Origin of the sequence: Vibrio sp. ECSMB14106 (assembly GCF_000972265.1) — a bacterium.
Taxonomy (GTDB): domain Bacteria; phylum Pseudomonadota; class Gammaproteobacteria; order Enterobacterales; family Vibrionaceae; genus Vibrio; species Vibrio kanaloae.
Genome location: NZ_LAUM01000013.1, coordinates 146,079 through 162,983 on the forward strand (window position 1 = coordinate 146,079; position 16,905 = coordinate 162,983).

Genomic DNA, 16,905 nt, shown 5'->3' on the forward strand with positions numbered 1-16,905 from the left:
CTCCTACTCCTACAAGGTTACCTAACGCACTCTTAAGTTCAATCAACTGAGGTTCGTCACTCCAATTGGTATCAAACCGTTGAAGTTGCTTTTCGTACTCAGCTAGCTGATCCAGTTCAGTGTTGAGCTTGTCGAGCAACTGGCCTTTTTCAGGAGTCTCATTAGACAAAACTATCCATTGATAAGCATCACCTGAAATAGCGTTAAAAGATCGGAGCGCCTCTACTCTCATACGTGTTGCTTCAAGATGAGCCACCGTCTTGTCGCTCTTTAACAGCTCATTAACTGCAAACCCAAACATGATGAATACAGAAACCGTAGAAAGAAAAATAAGACGCCATCTAATTGACATGTTTATCATTTATATAACTACTCCCTTCCCGAAAGTAATTTACCGGACCCAAGTTAAGAGTAGGACATTACTAGGAGTTATTGATCAAATTGGATACAAACAAACGATACTCTGACTCCATAATGGCAAATTATAGTCACCTAGCCCCCATAATAGGGCTTTAAAGTAGAAGGTTTTACGTTAAATAAAGAGGTCTAAAAACCAAAACGGTTGAAATAAATGAGGCCTAGGCACGAAAGAGCTACAAAAATGAGGTTTAAACAAGGGAGGCTTATCAAGTTATTATCACCCGAATAACAAGTGAGCAAACGAGCTTCTCAGCTCAACTAGGCTGTTAGTTATGACTCTATACACCAACAAAGCCGATGATTAGGTTAAATTTGTGACATCTAATAGTTCGTATTATGTACTTTTCATATTCAACGTCAGCTTATTCAAAGGTAGAACAAGAAAACTCGTTAATGACCTTATTTATCGTTTACTATTTGCGTGTAACTTGAGTCAATGATCACATGTTTAGTGAACAAGATAACCTGTATTACATAAATAATTTTGATTTGAGTATTTTTTGTCGAAAAATAAGTTCTACAGATTTTTAAAGTCAATAGTACGTCCTCTCGCAAAAGCCATGTTTATGGCTACATTTATATGAATTTACAGCCAATCTATCTGCATTTATTTTTCCTAGCAGAATAACCCGTCGTGACTTACAATCCTGCCACATAAAAATTACAAATACAGACAAGGTATATCAAGCATATTTAAGTGGCATTAAAAGACCACAGCCTGATGCCTCAATCCCCTATGCTGATTGGCCTCCCTACAACCGCCATGAATGCAGAAACTTAACGTGAAAGGTCCCGAGTAAAGATGAGTCCCGAAAAGCACCTCCTAGATTGGCAAACTAGTCAAACCATTGCTGAATCCATCGCTCCAACTTTAGGTCAGTTATACCGTCAAAAAGGCGTAGAAGTTATCCTCTTTGGTAAGACACTAGTTAACGCGACAACTATCGACATCATCAAAGCTCACCGCATCGCAAAACGTTACACTGGTTCTCCTCTTACAGCAGAACAAACTCAACCAATCATTCAACACCTTCTCTCTATGGACCTGTCTCCATGTCGTATTGATGTTGGTCGCCTTGCACATTCATTCTGGCAAGATCGCGAAGACACACAGGGATTGAATGATTTCCTACAAACTGCCCTTTTAGAATCGCTTGAAGGCGATGCGATGACAGAACCTCGCGACGTTGTTCTTTATGGTTTTGGTCGTATCGGTCGCCTACTGACTCGCCTATTGATCGAGAAAAGCGGCCCGGGCTACCCACTACGTTTACGTGCTATTGTTGTTCGTGGCGGTAAAGATGGTGACCTAGAAAAACGCGCAAGCCTGTTACGTCGTGACTCTGTTCATGGCCAGTTCAACGGCAGTATCGTAGTTGACCAAGAACGCAAAGCGATCATCGTTAACGGTAACTTCATCCAAGTTATCTATGCAAACAAGCCTGAAGAAGTGGATTACACCGCTTATGGTATCGAGAATGCACTTGTTGTTGATAACACAGGTGTATGGCGTGACGCTGAAGGCCTAAGCCAACATGTAGCATGTAACGGTGCTAAGAAGGTTCTACTGACTGCGCCAGGTAAAGGCGACATCAAGAACGTCGTATTTGGTGTGAATGAAAATGTTATTCAACCAGAAGATACGATTATCTCTGCAGCAAGCTGTACCACCAACGCAATCACTCCAGTATTGAAAGCGGTTCACGATAAGTTTGGTGTTCTATCGGGTCACATCGAAACTGTGCACTCATTTACCAATGATCAAAACCTAATCGACAATTTCCACTCAGGTGATCGTCGTGGTCGTGCTGCTTCATTGAACATGGTACTGACATCAACAGGTGCAGCAAAAGCAGTATCAAAAGCGATGCCAGAAATGGAAGGTAAGTTAACAGGTAATGCGATTCGCGTACCGACACCAAACGTTTCAATGGCAGTCGCAAACCTAAACCTTGAGAAAGGCACAAACAAAGAAGAATTGAACGAATACTTGCGTGAAATGGCGCTATCTTCTGTTTTGTCTGCACAAATTGATTACACAGATTCGACTGAGATTGTATCTACCGACTTGGTTGGTTCTCGTCACCCAGGTGTGGTTGACGGTGTGGCAACTATCGCGCAAGACAACCGCGCAGTTCTGTACATTTGGTACGACAACGAATTTGGCTACAGCTGCCAAGTTGTTCACTGTATGGAACAAATGATGGGAGTTCGCTACAAGACTTACCCTGAAGTTTAAACAACTTCGAGCTTGTAACTAATTCTGCGCAACCAGCTCCACAACATAATAACTATATCTGCGAGGCTTATTATGGGCTTCGCAACCCCTTTTGTTTTACTCCCCCGTATAAACAAGAGGGTTGCCACTTAGATCTGGTCTCTCTAACGATCTAAGTGGCCTTTTTATATCTGTCACACGTTATATCTGCCACATGGACAAAACCTCGTTCCAATCGTGTTTCATTATTGCCAGCATGAGATAGCTACAACTCAACCTCAACATCGGATTGAATCTTGCTGGAACACGCCAATACATACCCCTGCTCTATCTGCTCTGACGTCAATGTCTCTTGACTGCTCGATTCCACAGAACCTTTGGTTACTTTGCATTTACACGAGCCACAAATACCACTGCGACACGCAATGATGATTGGAACGCCTGCTTTTTCTAATGAATCCGCCAATGGCGTGCCCACGTCGGCTTCCACTTCTTTACCAAATGCAGGAACAAACACCTTAACAGCACCATTTGAATCCGTAGACGCTTCTGCCTGTAATTCTTCTGATGAAGTGTTGTTCTGGATCGCTGGCGTGAAGCTTTCTTGATAGAAATTATCCATATTGAATTCAAGCTCTTTCAGGTAGTTTTCTATGTCTTGCATAAAAACAACAGGGCCACAAAGGTAGACGGTTCTGTCTAGGATGTCTGGGCTCAGTTTCACCAACCAGTTCTTATCTAATCGGCCTTGAGGCGCGGTTGTTCCTTGATTATCTTTCAACAGTAGTTTTAGGTTGAAATTAGCATAGGCTTTATCGAGCTGGTGAAGCTCTTCAAAATAGATAGTCTCAAGCTTGTTGCGCGCCATATGGACGAAATCTATCTCCATCTCACTATCTTGAGACAACCAATATTTCACCATTGCCATGACAGGTGTAATACCACAACCTGCGCTGACTAGCGTTACCTTCTTAGCCGCAGTAGGCATGCAATCAATACAGTTAAAGCCACCAGCAGGTTTTAAAACGGAAACCTCATCGCCTTCATCAAGCTCGTCGACAATAAAGTTAGACACCAAGCCACCTTCAACACGCTTAACTGTCAGCTTTAAACGATTATCTTCAGGACAAGAAGCCACCGAGTAAGCGCGATAATCGGTTTTTGTTGGCATATCCAAGCCCAAAGTGATGAACTGGCCCGGCTTAAAATTGAAATGTAGGTCTTGTGGAATACTGCCAAGCTCAACGCTGACCGTATCTGGCGTCTCGTGCCATTTCTTTAAACACACTAAATTGATTGAATCGCTATCCGACCATGCATACATAGTTCACATACCTTACTGATACTAAAGAATTAAATCTAAAAAGCCCCGTAGCTGCACGTTCAAAGAAAACAGCAACAACAGGGCTTAGAAGCTGGCTTATATTAAGCCGCTAAGATTGTTTTAAGATCTTGCTCTGGCGTTGAGATTGAACGCATATCGAACTCGTCTTGAATAATCTTTAGTAAGTTTTCAGTTAGAAATGCAGGCGCTGTTGGACCTGTGTAAATACCTTTCACACCCAGAGCGAACAGAGTTAGCAAGATAACGATCGCTTTTTGCTCGAACCAAGATAAAACCAGCGTTAACGGAAGTTCGTTAATGCCACAATCAAACTCTTTAGACAGTGCTAGTGCCAGCTGAATCGCTGAGTAAGCATCGTTACATTGACCTACATCGAGCAGACGTGGAATACCGTTAATGTCGCCGAATTGGTTTTTGTTGAAACGGAACTTACCACACGCTAGCGTTAAGATGACTGAATCTTCTGGCGCTTGAGCGGTGAAATCTGTGTAGTAACTACGCTCAGATTTATCACCATCACAACCACCCACAAGGAAGAAGTGTTTGATGTTGCCTTCTTTCACTTGCTCAACAACCGCAGGTGCTGCTTCCATCAGTGCGTTACGACCAAATCCGACAGTGATCATTTGCTCGATCTCGTCATGCTTAAAGCCTTCTTGCGCAAGAGCACAATCGATCACTGCACTGAAATCGTCACCTTCAAGATGAGCAACACCCGGCCAGCCTACGATGCTACGCGTAAATAGGCGGTCAGCGTACGAGCCCACATCAGGGTTAAGCAAGCAGTTAGATGTCATTACGATCGCACCTGGGAAGTTCGCAAATTCTTTTTGCTGGTTCTGCCAAGCGCTGCCGTAGTTACCCGCAAGGTGTGGGAACTTGTTCAGTTCAGGGTAGCCGTGCGCGGGTAGCATCTCACCGTTGGTGTAAACGTTAATGCCTTTGTCTTCCGTTTGTTGAAGGATCTTTTCTAGATCATGCAGGTCGTGACCAGAAACAAGGATACAGTGACCTTTCTTCGTCTTCACATTCACGGTTGTTGGTTGAGGGTGACCAAATGTATCTGTCTCGCCTTTATCCAACATTTCCATGACCTTGTAGTTCATTAAGCCAATCTGCATAGACGTATCTAACAGTTGTTTTAGGTCTGATGGATCCGTACCCAAGAAAGCCATGATTTCATGGTATTCAGCAAAGATAGCATTGTCAGTTTGACCAAGAACACGTGCGTGCTCCATGTAGGCTGCCGCACCTTTTAGCCCGTAAAGACAAAGAAGGCGAAGACCAATCACATCTTCGTGTTGAGAGTCGTGACCACGGTTTACCGCCGCTTGAGGGGCTAGTGCCAATAACTCTGAAGAGTCCGTTGGAAGGTCGAATTGAGCAGCAGCGGAAAGCGCTGGGATCTCAAAACCAATCAATGTCGCTGCCGCGCGAACCTGTTGTTCTAAACGCTGCTTAAACTCATGAGATTGCTGTGCAAATTCAATGATACGAGCAGGATCGAAGTTAACGTTGGTTAATGTTGCGAAAAACGCTTTTGGCGCCCACTCGTCGATTTCAGTATCAATAACATCACAAGCACGGCCTAAATTGGCCCAAAAAGAAACACCTTGAAGAGAATGCACCAACACGTCTTGAAGGTCGGATACTTCCGAAGTTTTACCACACATACCTTGTGCGAAAGAACAGCCTTTTACGGTTGGGGTTTGAATGGTTTGTTCACATTGAATACAGAACATATAAGGGCTCCAGTAATTTTTTTATTAGCTGTAAGTACTTTGCTTACAGTGACTTATTCCAAACCCTATAGAGCATCAAGCGTGCCAACTTTTAAGTGATTGATTTTAAAAGACTAAAACGAATTTCATATTTTTAATGCGTGATTATGACTACATATAAACCCTAAATCTACACACACCTGTGTCATAGTGACTCTCTGAGATTAATTAACGGTGTTCATGTTTCGTTCAGAATAGAAGCGATATAGTAACAACATAGAGAAAAGAGGAATGAATATGAAAAATATATTAGTTACGATTGCTGCACTGTTTACTGGCCTTTTGGCGCTATTTACAAGCTTGATTCTTGCTATTCCTTTGGCTATTGCAGCTTTAATTACTGGCAAGCGCATTCAGAATCAAATGAAGAAACAAGGTTTCGCAGCTCATATGAACACTCGTCAGTCATCAAATAATGATGCTGGTATTATTGAAGGTGAATACGAAGATCTTTCGAGAAAAAAGTAATTTGAGCTTTTGTATTATCATCGTGAAAATTCTAAAGACAACATCACACAATGCATAGAAAGACCATTGTTACACTACTTACTTTAACGATTTTAGGCCTTATTGGTTGCTCCAACGAGGCCATTAAACCCGCTTACGAAGCCTCACCAAACTTACCCGAATATCAGCAAGATACTTTTCACGCATACATCTGTGACACTCAAAATTGGTTGCTAAAGAACCGTGTGTTCATGACAGAAAACAAGCAGCTTGAGATTCAACTCAATTCTCCAACAGAATATAAACCGGCTTCTCCAAATGGAAAGGCGGTGTTATTAGTTCATGGACTAGGTGACTCCCCTTACTCATTTAATGACATTGCTACGCATTTATCAGAACAAGGTTACCTAGTGAGAACGGTATTACTTCCGGGCCACGGTAGTCGCGTAGGCGACTTAATGCAGCCAAGCTTAGAAGATTGGCAAGGTGTCGTAGCTCACCATACTAAGTTACTTGAACAAGAATATGATTCCGTTTGGCTTGGCGGTTATTCAACAGGCGCGAATCTAGTGACTTCACAGGCGATGAATGATCCCAAAGTTTCAGGGTTACTGCTGTTCTCTCCTGCGTTTCAACCGAACTCATCAGCCGTGCAATACGCAAGTCTAGCAAGTTATTTTATTACTTGGGCGGATCAAGATCCTGAAGACAACATACTGCGTTATAACTCATTGCCCATGAACGGTGCCGCCGTTTACTACGAGACCTCAGAAGCGGTTCGCGAAGCTCTACAAAAGAAGCACTTCAACAAGCCCGTGTTTATTATGATGAGTGAAGGCGACAGTGTGATTGACACCAACTTTGTCCAGCAGGCGTTTATTCAGTCGATGCCAAATCCAAACAATGTGCTAATTTGGCTAGGGGAAACCACACTTGAAGATCCTCGCGCTATTCAATACAGCATGAAGATCCCAGAGCAGCGTATTTCCAATGGTTCCCACATGGGGTTACTGTTCTCACCCAATAACCCGTACTACGGAATCAATGGTAGTGAGAAGATTTGTTCTAACGGGCAAGCTGAGGGCTTTGAACAGCAGTGTATCGACAATAGTGAAGTCTGGTATTCAGCGTGGGGATATATTGAGGATGGAAAAAACCATGCTCGCCTAACCTACAATCCTTACTTTGCGGATTCAATGGATAAGCTTGATACAGTGTTGGATTCTGAAGGCTAAAAAGCCCCTCGACAAGGAATACGAAAGGCTCACTAGATAACATCTAGTGAGCCTTTTTAATGGGTATCGTTTTCTTTCCAACATATACCTTAGCGCTATATAGTCCACACCACACGAGCTGCCAGCAAGACTAAAACGACTCCTGACAATCGATCGATCAACTGTGCTTTTGCTCGAATGCGCTCTACGATAAGCGGGCTAGATAACACCAAAGTAATGAAAGTGTACCAAAGGCCATCAACAATCAGCGGTGTTGAGACAATGATAACTTGATTGCTGAGTTCATTACCTAACGCCACGAATTGGCTAAATAGAGCAATAAAGAACAGCGCGATCTTTGGGCTCAAGATAGAAATTAAGAAAGCCTCACGCGCAGACTGCATGTAGCTCATCTGTTCGCCTGCTTCCAATTTCGCTGCAACGCCACCTTTTGAACGTAACGCATTCACACCTAAATAAAACAGGTACGCTGCCCCCGCCAAACTGATCCCTTTAAACAGTATTGGCGATTGTTCAAGTAACACCGCCAAGCCGACAATGGTTGCGAACGCGTAAATACCTATGCCAGCCGCGTGTGACCAAGCGGCAATCAGGCCATTAATACGGCCACCAGCCAAACTGTGCTTAGCGATCATCGCCAAGCTTGGGCCCGGAGACATTGCACCCAACAAGCAGATAGCTAATAAAGAAAACCAAATTGTTACTGTCATCATTCCATTCCTAGTAAAACAAAGCGCTCCAACTGAACGCTCTATACTTGATACTTACCATAATTCGCAGAAGGTATTATTTGAAATCAAAGATTATCATCATACTTATGACTTTAAATCATACTGATATTGTAGCTCGACTTCTGCATGGCTTGGAATGCCTTTTCTCGCGCCCATTTATGAGCAGAATCGTTGTCATACTTAGGGTGCCACATTAACCAATAAGTGTGCATTTCCGTATCAAACGGCAAAGAAAAGTAAGTCGTGTCGAGGTGCCTACCTAGGTTGTAGGCTATATGTTCCGGAACAATCATCAGATAGTCATCTTGCATCAATACCGTACCAGCCGATGAAAAGAACGGAACCTGAAGTGCTATTTTTCGCTTCAGTCCTTGCTTCTTCAATGCTATGTCCGCGTAGCTATCTTTGTCTCCGCCACCGGTAACCTTTATGTGCGAATACTTAACGATATCTGCTGAGCTTATGGCCAATTGCTTAGCCAACGGATGGGAAGCTCTCATCAAGCACACCGACTTATCTTCACCAAGCTTGATACTTGATACATGATCCGGTTTTTGAGGAAACATACTTGATGCCAAGTGAATACCTGATTCGCTCAGTGTTTCTAGGTAGGTTGGTTGCCACAAACGGTAAGCCAACTTAATCTTCGGCGCTTCAGCCGATACTTCTGAGACAATGACAGGAAGAATATACTGAGCAACATAATCGCTTGAAGACAACACCAATTCACCCTGCCAGTCTTGCGGCTCGAAGGGTTTATCATCTAATAGGTGATCAAACTCACTCAGAAGATCATCGAGCTTGCCTTTAAGCAACAGAGCTCGGTTGGTAGGAACTAGCTTATTACCATCACGAACGAGCAAAGGGTCACCACACAAATCTCTCAGCTGCGCAAGTTGGCGACTCACAGCTGACTGTGTAATGTGCAGGCGCTGGGCGGCTCGGCTTACATGGCACTCTTCAAGAAGCACATGCAGCGAGCGCAACAAATTTAGATTGATATTACCTAACATGGACAACCTTAACGCACGACTTAACGTTGACTTTCGATAGATTAAAAGACAAATTTTGCTTATTAAAAAACTCAGTTAAAACCGTATAAGTCATCAAGTGACGAAGGTCTGAGTAGCCCTGAAACTGATCGCGAATTTGATTCAAACGTTCCATGCTTGTGATGACTTCCATTGTCGTTCTATTTATCCCTACTAATTTGACACAATTTCCCTCGATAGAACAGCAGACACTTTAACGCTTAACTGGATAAATACCGTTAAAATGGCAGTATCTTAAGACGTTTTGCTAGCTGCATTATTAGTAGCGACACTGTATGCTTTCAATCACAATTAGGAATAAGCACTGAACGCACCTTTTTTTTGCATAACCCTCTCTTAGCAAAAGAAATGTCGTATCAGCAAGGAAAGCGAATGGCGCAACTCAAACAAGAAATCACGCTCACTTCAGGAATCGGGCAACTCTCGACGACATTATTAGGCACAGGGCTATTCATGATCCCCGCTATTGCTGCAGGTATAGCGGGTCAGTTATCACTACTAGCATGGTTAGTGCTGTTTATCGCCATTTGCCCGGTCGCCCTAACCTTCGCCGCATTGGGAAAACGCTACCCTAATGCAGGAGGCACCGCCTACTTTGTACGCCAAGCGTTCAGCGAGCGATTGGAAACAAGCGTGGCATGGTTGTTTGTGAGTGTTATTCCTGTTGGCATTCCAGCTGCAATTGCATTAGCGGGAGGCTTCGCTCAACAGCTGTTACCCGTACCTTTCGACACACCGCTTGGTGCTCAGTCCTTAACTGTAGCTCTGCTTATTGCCGTCAACTTGATGGGCAGTAAGTCTTCTGGTCGTCTGCAAACGGTTATTGCCTTGTCGATCTTTACGTTAGTTAGCGCTTTTGTTTGGAAAGCTGATATCACAATTGCAGATGTCACGATTCCCGCTATCTCATACGATTCTATGTGGTCTATTGGGGCTGCATTAGCGGTTATGTTTTGGTGTTTTGTGGGGATAGAAGCTTTTGCTCACATGGGAGAGGAGTTTAAGAATCCACAGCGCGACTTTCCAATCGCCATCATTGCAGGGTGTTTCGTCGCAGGCTTGGTGTATTGGGCTTGTTCAGTGGTTATTCTCAAGCTTGGGGCGTATGGTTCTTCTGAATTTGATGCCGCTTCTATCCCTTGGGTAACTGAACAACTGTTTGGCAATGGCTTCAAAACGGTCATCAGCGTGCTTGGTTTCTTTGCTTGTTTTGCGAGCCTAAACCTTTATACCCAAAGCTTGTCTCGCATGATCTGGGCCCAAGCCCGCCAACATAGCCCAACCCGTAAAATGGCCCAGCTCAACAACCGTGGTGTACCACTCTACCCAACTTTAGCGATTGGCTTCATCGCGCTTGTTTCGTGTGTAATTGGTGAGCTGTCTAGCTTGGATCTCGAATTCTTTCTCAAACTCGCCAATAGTATTTTTGTTCTGGTTTATATGCTCGCGATGTTAGCGGCTTGTCGCTTATTAACCGGAACATCGAGATACACGGCCATGGTTGCTCTCGTTATTTGCACCCTGGTTTTTATCTGCTTAGGTTGGTCAATGCTCTATGCGATTATTATTTTCGTGACACTGTCACTCCCATGGCGCAAATGGTCAGGCAAACCAAGGGTTTCTATCGACAAGTTGTAAGATAAAGCCCGCAACAACTCTTGGTAAAGCCGAGCTACGACCCATCAAATTCACAGCACTAATGCTCAAAACCAGAGACTATTGATAAAAATGCCGAGCGATCACTTTGATCTTCGGCTTTATGTCAGCCAAACGTATATTTCCAAACCCCAGCACCGCCCCACTCCAATCACGATCATCACTTGATCCATATTCATAAAAATCAAACGGGCGAATGATGATATTTTCAAGCTCTGCTCTGCGACTCCACTCATGTTCAGATATACCTTGATACCACTTCACGGTCACATGTAACCCCGCCGCTTGACTGATCACTTCAAGATCGCCATGAAATTCACTTTCAATCGCTTCTATCACCTCTTCATACTTAAGTTTGTATGACCGACGCATCTTTCTGATATGACGTAGTAAGTCACCCTCTTGGACAAAGTCAGCCAGTGCTTCTTGTGTATGGGACGCCGTGTCTCCAGTGAGCGCGTCTTTAATTTCAAGACACTGCGCCACCAGACTTTCTGGCACCACTAAATAACCTAATCGAAGGCCATTGAACATCACCTTACTCAGGGAACCGACATAGATGATACGATCATCGAACCCCAACTTACCCGCTAAACCTTGCATGCTGGTATAAGGGCGATGAGCAAACTGAAACTCACTGTCGTAGTCATCTTCAATAATCCATGACTGATGTTGATTGGCCCAATCGATCAGTTTAAGGCGTTGCTCAGTATTTAAAGTCGTGCCCATTGGGTATTGGTTACTCGGCGTGACATACAGAGCCTTAGCATTACTGGACAATACTTTTTCAATATCTAGCCCAACCTTTTCACGCACACTCACACCATCCAGCTCTAGTCTCAACAGATCGATAATTTTATGCACTTGTCGATAACCGGGTTCTTCCACAAGGATTTTGTCGCCCATCGCTAACGTCGCCATTAATCCGATTGAGATGGCTTGCTGCGCACCTGCGGTAATGATGATTCTGTCTGCACTACATTTAACCGAGCGACTGCTTGCAAGATACCCGCTCAACGCTTCCCTCAAGGCTAAGCTTCCCTGAACCTCTTGATTGCCCGCAATGTTCTGACGTGTAGAGTGGCGTTGCAGCAACCTCTGCCATTTCGCAAAAGGGAACGCATCTAAGTCAGGAACTCCGGGGGCAAAGCTGCGGTTAATGTCGTTAGGTGTCGCTATGTTTGTACTCGGTTGACTGACTGTTTGTTTGACCTTCGGATCCTGAACACTGTTTGACTTAGACAAACTTAGAAAGTGTTCTGGTTGTTCAACCGAGACATAAAACCCTGAGCCTTGCTTACTCTCGATATAGCCTTCAGTGACCAGTTGTTCATACGCATAGATCACAGTATTCCGACTCACCGATAACTCGAAGGCCAACTTACGTGTTGAAGGTAACTTACAACCCTTGCTCCATAAATCGTGAACGATCTTCTCTCTTATCGCGTGGAACAAGGCGGTTTGACGCGTGTCGTGTTGTTCGTCTAACTGTAGATCACCAACATCGATAGGCTGCATAACTGGATCCAAATAGTGTTTAAAAGTGGCTCTATTTAATAGACCAGTTAATCGCTACATTAATCAAAAAGCAATGATTAAGGAGCGATTATGTTATCTAACACGAAAAGAACCACGATTAAAAAAGGGGCTCACAAAGCCGTATTTGAACAAGAGAAGCTGCACCAAATTATTGATGAGAGCTTAATCGCACACATTGCATTGCAAGGCGAACAAGGCCCAATGGTTATCCCGATGCTCGCATGGCGAGTGGATGACATGGTCTACATTCATGGGGCTAAAAACAGTCGCCTACTAAAAGGGTTAAAGAAAAGAGAACCAACCTGCTTAACGTTCACTTTATTTGATGGTTGGGTGTTGGCTCGTTCGGCATTTCATCACAGTGCACATTATCGTTCTGCAGTGGTATTGGGGTCGTTTTCAGTCATCGATGACAACCAAGAAAAAGATCGCTTGTTGAACATCTTCATTGAGCAGATTGCACCGGGTAGAACCAATGAAGTTAGGCTGAGTAATGAAAAAGAACTCACAGCAACCGAGTTGTTGGCGATACCGTTAACCGAAGCATCGGTAAAAATTGGTAAGCACGGTGTGAATGATGACAGCACCGATATGGATATCCCCGTTTGGGCGGGTGTATTGCCCTACCGAACCGTTGTCGGCCCACTAGAAACAGTGCCAGAACAGGAAGGACTCATTGAAAAGCCAGATTACCAACAAGCCTATGGTGAACGTTGGTATCAGGATGCTCCCTCACGATAGTGAACTTAACAACATGACATATAGCTAATGTCATAAAATGGGTTGTGCAGACATATAACATGACTGAAAATTAGTTGCTTTACAGGCCGATTTTTAAGCGCTCGACAGATTGCTTAGGTGTTAGGCCACGATGCTTTTTAAACATTCGACTCACAAAATTTATCAAACGAAACAAAGCTCGTGTGTGATATCAATTCATCCGGGCTTTGTCGTATGTAGCTATTGAACTTCTTAGCTTCACGACTTCTCGGGCCTGGCTCTATTATTTTAGCCTCAGGAAAAGTCAACACAAGCCAGATCACTCAAACACTTTATATAACTTCCCTTTTTCACTCTTCCTAATCATCAAACCACTATAAATTCGCAAATCGCAATTGCAAAATACAAGTACAAAATCCTAAAACGCGAATTAAACGCCTAAATACGCACCGAATTGCTATTAAACAACCTATATTCGAGGTTTTAAAAGTTGGCACGCTACCTGCAAAGTATTTATTGACCCTTCTTAAGCCGAGGGTCACCTAGCCAACTGACGTTGTTAGTGAACCTATTCTTGTTCACAAAATATATAAGCCAATCGCGGTTATTGCGATTGGCTATTTTTTTGCCTGTCTTTTGGCTAGCCACACACCTCTCGATACAGACACCCATTCAATCGCATAATAATCAACATTCATGACTACTTCAGTATCGAAGAAGGTAAGCTAGGTAACCTACTGATTCTTCCCGCTGATAATGGTTTTGATGCTGTGCATCGCCAAGCGCCAGCTCAAGACTCAGTGCGGCATGGCAAAGCGCTCGCAGAGAATCAACTAGCTAAAACAAAAATTAACTTATCTCAAACGGAAGATATAAACTTTAAACGCTAACATCGTCTATAATAAATTATGAAAGGAGGCTGAGATCCTTCCTTCTGTTATGTTAAGCGAATTGACAAAGCCATCACTAAATTAGTGTATACGTTCGACTGCGCACGATATGACAAAAAACACGGATTTTTCAATCAATGAGTGTACATCTCGAAAGACTGTGTTAACATGCACTCGCCCTGTTATACGGAGTTATTTAAGTTAGATGAAAGTAAAATTAACAAGTAAAATCGTCACCCGTTTTTGTAAGTAGTTTTTCCTTATTTCTTAGCAACATTAAATAATTCAATTATCAGCGCATTGCAGTAATGCAATCAACAATTTAGAAAATTTATGAATAAGGGACAAATTATGTCTAACACAAATACTGGCACTGTAAAATGGTTTAACGAAGAGAAAGGTTTCGGCTTCATTTCTCAAGACAACGGCGGCGCTGACGTATTCGTACACTTCCGTGCTATCGTTTCTGAAGGCTTCAAAACTCTGAAAGAAGGCCAAAAGGTTTCTTTCGAAGTTGAAAACGGTCAAAAAGGCCTACAAGCAGCAAACGTTGTTGCTCAATAATAAGCTTTTAGCTTAAAAGAATTCTAAAGCGCTGATTTTTATCGGCGCTTTTTACTATCTACCCAAAAACATTTTCCTACCCTACTCTAGATCTTACACTTAAGTCAGAGTAAACCAATCACAGATCTGCTTTCAATTTACCCTTACTAGTATGTAAATCTATTCTGTTACTCCAGTTTCAACACCATTCATTTTTACTGAAAAACTTCATACCAAAACCAATCTTTGTTACAAAATAAGTAACCAAAAATATGGTTAAAGAACAATCCATTAGATGACCTTTATCAATACTCAACCGATATTCATAATAAAAAGTAGTGATTTATCCAACCCTCATCTATTAATCATATAATTTTTGCAGCAAAAATCTTCGAAATCCGCTAACCTTGTCCACAAGTGGCTTTAGTTGGTTTGGTATCTGCAGTAAAAATAATGAAAAAAGATGAATTTCAGAAATCCACCGCTAATCTAAAAAAAGCGGTGCCTCTTATGATGAAGAATAGGGTGTCTACAACACCTGCAAATTATGCACTTTGGTACACCTATGTTGACAACGCGATCCCGCAGTTGAATCAAGATATGGATGGTATTTTAGAACACTACGGTATTTGTCCTCCAGCTGTTGGTGAGCAGCTTTACAACAGCTATGTTGCGAGAAAATCCGAAACTAATATCAGTGACCTACGAGCTAACTTAGAACTGTTAGTTTCTGAAGTTTCGAACTCGATGAACGATACTTTAACTGATACCTCTGCGTTCTCTGACATGATTGATAAAAGCTTCGAAGATTTGGCTCGCGTTGATAATGAAAGCTTATCTATTGATGAAGTCATGTCTTTGGTTCGCCAGCTTGTTTCTGAGTCTCGTCATATTCGTCACTCGACCCAGTTTCTAAACTCTCAGCTGAATTCTGCAACGTCAGAGATTACCAAGCTAAAAACCCAACTGGTAGAAGTACAAAAAGACGCACTCTTTGATAGCACAACGACTCTGTATAACCGCCGCTCTTTCGACCGTGATATGGAAACCTTGTGTGAAGCCAACCAATCTCTGTGTTTGATTCTTCTCGACATCGACCACTTTAAAAATTTCAACGATACCTATGGCCACTTATTTGGTGATATGGTTCTAAAAGGGATTGCTCGTAAACTGAAGTTAAGCTGTCGAGAGGGCATTTCTGCCTATCGTTTTGGTGGTGAAGAGTTCGCACTCATTGTGCCAAACAAATCTTTACGTATTACTCGTCAACTTGCTGATACTATCCGTCGCTCTCTAGAAAAGATGTCGATTAAAGATCGTCGCAGTGGTGAGCAAGTCGGTAATATCACCGCATCGTTTGGTGTTGCTGAACTTGAACTTGGTGAATCCTCTCAGTCACTGATCGAACGTACTGATAAGCTACTTTACGAAGCGAAATCACTTGGCCGTAACCGAGTCATGCCTGTGTAAGGTTTCACTTGCTCTACACAAACTAGAACAAGTGAAGGATTAAGCGAAATGCGTTCGAAAAAGCCTCAAAGACTATCTAACACGTTAATTCTTTGAGGTTTTTTCTTAGGCTATATGTATTGTTCTCTATGCTTAGAGTGTGCCATTAGATTTGAAAGCAGTAATTCAGGCAGTAGTCTTCACCACTCTTTGCTCTGAACTCTTTATCTTCGCTGCATGCCTTTGGCTTACCTTTTGCGTCACCTTGAATCAAACTGATCCAATGACGCATTGCTGCAATAGTCTCTTCGCACATTGTGGTCGTTGCTTCCATTGACGAGTGACCGAACGTGGTACATGATTCCAACTGAATATCATCGATTTCCACCAATTCAATACAACCTGTTCCTTTATGACATCCAAACATTACCTCTAGGTGGCTTCCACTGCCATCTCGGAACAAAATAGAGTCCGGGTCATTCTTCTCACCCATATACGCTACAAATTGTTTAGGGTGCTTTAGGCCGCTGTGCTGACCGTCTTTAAAGTAAGCCATGATATGACGGTAGTCGACTACATAGCTGGTTACGTCTTGATGTGAGCCCTTCTCTAGTGGGAATAGTCGATCAAGCAGCTGCTTTGCTCTCACTTGCTTCTCAGTTTGCTGGTTTGCACTGATTGTCTCCACGGCAAAGACAGCTTCAGCGATAAATGGCTTTGATTGTTTTTGGATTTCTGTTTTATCGAATGTAAGCATATTCATAGTCTTTCCCTCTTGACCAGTCCGGTGATAACCACCGATTCCTAACGCAAAAATGTGTCCTAGAGCAATTATTCAAAACTAACGTTTAATTTATTTGTCATTTTGTGAATTGCTTA

At 42.9% G+C, this 16,905-nt stretch carries 13 protein-coding genes and 2 pseudogenes; 8 read left to right on the forward strand and 7 right to left on the reverse strand.

Annotation, left to right across the window (positions count from 1 at the left end):
* Window positions 1-22: 22 nt before the first annotated feature.
* Window positions 23-301: pseudogene (locus WR49_RS21790) on the reverse strand (ATP-binding protein); the annotation flags it as partial.
* A gap of 921 nt (window positions 302-1,222) precedes the next feature.
* Here WR49_RS21790 and WR49_RS10960 point away from each other — a divergent pair.
* Window positions 1,223-2,659, forward strand: a complete 1,437-nt coding sequence (locus WR49_RS10960; RefSeq protein ID WP_017058680.1) for a glyceraldehyde-3-phosphate dehydrogenase — start codon at window positions 1,223-1,225, stop codon at window positions 2,657-2,659.
* Between the two features lie 244 nt (window positions 2,660-2,903).
* Here the strand turns inward: WR49_RS10960 and WR49_RS10965 are convergent, their stop codons facing one another.
* The gene (locus tag WR49_RS10965; RefSeq protein ID WP_046224015.1) at window positions 2,904-3,962 is read right to left on the reverse strand and encodes a hybrid-cluster NAD(P)-dependent oxidoreductase; all 1,059 of its coding nucleotides are present in this window, start codon (window positions 3,960-3,962) and stop codon (window positions 2,904-2,906) included.
* 101 nt (window positions 3,963-4,063) lie between these two features.
* A complete protein-coding gene (hcp, locus tag WR49_RS10970) occupies window positions 4,064-5,725 on the reverse strand; it encodes a hydroxylamine reductase (protein WP_046224016.1) in 1,662 nt (553 codons plus the stop codon).
* 276 nt (window positions 5,726-6,001) lie between these two features.
* Here hcp and WR49_RS10975 point away from each other — a divergent pair, with 276 nt between their 5' ends.
* The gene (locus tag WR49_RS10975; protein WP_017058683.1) at window positions 6,002-6,232 is read left to right on the forward strand and encodes a hypothetical protein; all 231 of its coding nucleotides are present in this window, start codon (window positions 6,002-6,004) and stop codon (window positions 6,230-6,232) included.
* A gap of 50 nt (window positions 6,233-6,282) precedes the next feature.
* Window positions 6,283-7,446, forward strand: a complete 1,164-nt coding sequence (locus WR49_RS10980) for an alpha/beta hydrolase (protein ID WP_046224017.1) — start codon at window positions 6,283-6,285, stop codon at window positions 7,444-7,446.
* A gap of 95 nt (window positions 7,447-7,541) precedes the next feature.
* On the opposite strand, the gene WR49_RS10985 is transcribed toward WR49_RS10980, so the two are convergent.
* Window positions 7,542-8,156 carry a LysE family translocator gene (locus WR49_RS10985; RefSeq protein ID WP_046224018.1) on the reverse strand — a complete coding sequence of 205 codons (615 nt, stop codon included), beginning with the start codon at window positions 8,154-8,156 and terminating at the stop codon, window positions 7,542-7,544.
* Between the two features lie 113 nt (window positions 8,157-8,269).
* Window positions 8,270-9,190 (reverse strand): LysR family transcriptional regulator, encoded by a 921-nt coding sequence (locus WR49_RS10990; protein WP_046224019.1) that lies wholly within the window; start codon window positions 9,188-9,190, stop codon window positions 8,270-8,272.
* Between the two features lie 411 nt (window positions 9,191-9,601).
* Between WR49_RS10990 and yjeH the strand changes: the two genes are divergently transcribed.
* Window positions 9,602-10,867, forward strand: a complete 1,266-nt coding sequence (yjeH, locus tag WR49_RS11000; protein ID WP_046224021.1) for an L-methionine/branched-chain amino acid transporter — start codon at window positions 9,602-9,604, stop codon at window positions 10,865-10,867.
* Between the two features lie 78 nt (window positions 10,868-10,945).
* Here the strand turns inward: yjeH and pdxR are convergent, their stop codons facing one another.
* Window positions 10,946-12,403 (reverse strand): MocR-like pyridoxine biosynthesis transcription factor PdxR, encoded by a 1,458-nt coding sequence (gene pdxR, locus WR49_RS11005; RefSeq protein WP_046224022.1) that lies wholly within the window; start codon window positions 12,401-12,403, stop codon window positions 10,946-10,948.
* 90 nt (window positions 12,404-12,493) lie between these two features.
* On the opposite strand from pdxR, the gene WR49_RS11010 reads away from it, so the two are divergent.
* From WR49_RS11010 to WR49_RS11020, 4 genes and pseudogenes are all read left to right on the forward strand, one after another.
* Window positions 12,494-13,165 carry a pyridoxamine 5'-phosphate oxidase family protein gene (locus tag WR49_RS11010; protein ID WP_046224023.1) on the forward strand — a complete coding sequence of 224 codons (672 nt, stop codon included), beginning with the start codon at window positions 12,494-12,496 and terminating at the stop codon, window positions 13,163-13,165.
* A gap of 665 nt (window positions 13,166-13,830) precedes the next feature.
* Window positions 13,831-14,034 (forward strand): annotated as a pseudogene (locus tag WR49_RS21005) (cytosine deaminase); the annotation flags it as partial.
* 351 nt (window positions 14,035-14,385) lie between these two features.
* Window positions 14,386-14,598: a transcription antiterminator/RNA stability regulator CspE gene (cspE, locus tag WR49_RS11015; protein WP_004740083.1), complete on the forward strand. Its 213-nt coding sequence runs from the start codon at window positions 14,386-14,388 to the stop codon at window positions 14,596-14,598.
* 432 nt (window positions 14,599-15,030) lie between these two features.
* A complete protein-coding gene (locus tag WR49_RS11020; protein WP_046224024.1) occupies window positions 15,031-16,047 on the forward strand; it encodes a GGDEF domain-containing protein in 1,017 nt (338 codons plus the stop codon).
* 145 nt (window positions 16,048-16,192) lie between these two features.
* Here WR49_RS11020 and WR49_RS11025 read toward each other — a convergent pair whose 3' ends face one another.
* Window positions 16,193-16,789 (reverse strand): malate synthase, encoded by a 597-nt coding sequence (locus WR49_RS11025; protein WP_017058692.1) that lies wholly within the window; start codon window positions 16,787-16,789, stop codon window positions 16,193-16,195.
* Window positions 16,790-16,905: the final 116 nt, after the last annotated feature.

What these genes read in the sequence shown, in the direction of transcription:
- WR49_RS10980 (WP_046224017.1), top strand. Translation starts at nt 6,283, where the DNA reads ATGCATAGAAAGACCATTGTTACACTACTTACTTTAACGATTTTAGGC.
- WR49_RS10965 (WP_046224015.1), bottom strand. Translation starts at nt 3,962, where the DNA reads ATGTATGCATGGTCGGATAGCGATTCAATCAATTTAGTGTGTTTAAAG.
- WR49_RS10960 (WP_017058680.1), top strand. Translation starts at nt 1,223, where the DNA reads ATGAGTCCCGAAAAGCACCTCCTAGATTGGCAAACTAGTCAAACCATT.
- WR49_RS11010 (WP_046224023.1), top strand. Translation starts at nt 12,494, where the DNA reads ATGTTATCTAACACGAAAAGAACCACGATTAAAAAAGGGGCTCACAAA.
- cspE (WP_004740083.1), top strand. Translation starts at nt 14,386, where the DNA reads ATGTCTAACACAAATACTGGCACTGTAAAATGGTTTAACGAAGAGAAA.
- WR49_RS11020 (WP_046224024.1), top strand. Translation starts at nt 15,031, where the DNA reads ATGAAAAAAGATGAATTTCAGAAATCCACCGCTAATCTAAAAAAAGCG.
- hcp (WP_046224016.1), bottom strand. Translation starts at nt 5,725, where the DNA reads ATGTTCTGTATTCAATGTGAACAAACCATTCAAACCCCAACCGTAAAA.
- WR49_RS11025 (WP_017058692.1), bottom strand. Translation starts at nt 16,789, where the DNA reads ATGAATATGCTTACATTCGATAAAACAGAAATCCAAAAACAATCAAAG.
- WR49_RS10975 (WP_017058683.1), top strand. Translation starts at nt 6,002, where the DNA reads ATGAAAAATATATTAGTTACGATTGCTGCACTGTTTACTGGCCTTTTG.
- WR49_RS10990 (WP_046224019.1), bottom strand. Translation starts at nt 9,190, where the DNA reads ATGTTAGGTAATATCAATCTAAATTTGTTGCGCTCGCTGCATGTGCTT.
- WR49_RS10985 (WP_046224018.1), bottom strand. Translation starts at nt 8,156, where the DNA reads ATGACAGTAACAATTTGGTTTTCTTTATTAGCTATCTGCTTGTTGGGT.
- pdxR (WP_046224022.1), bottom strand. Translation starts at nt 12,403, where the DNA reads ATGCAGCCTATCGATGTTGGTGATCTACAGTTAGACGAACAACACGAC.
- yjeH (WP_046224021.1), top strand. Translation starts at nt 9,602, where the DNA reads ATGGCGCAACTCAAACAAGAAATCACGCTCACTTCAGGAATCGGGCAA.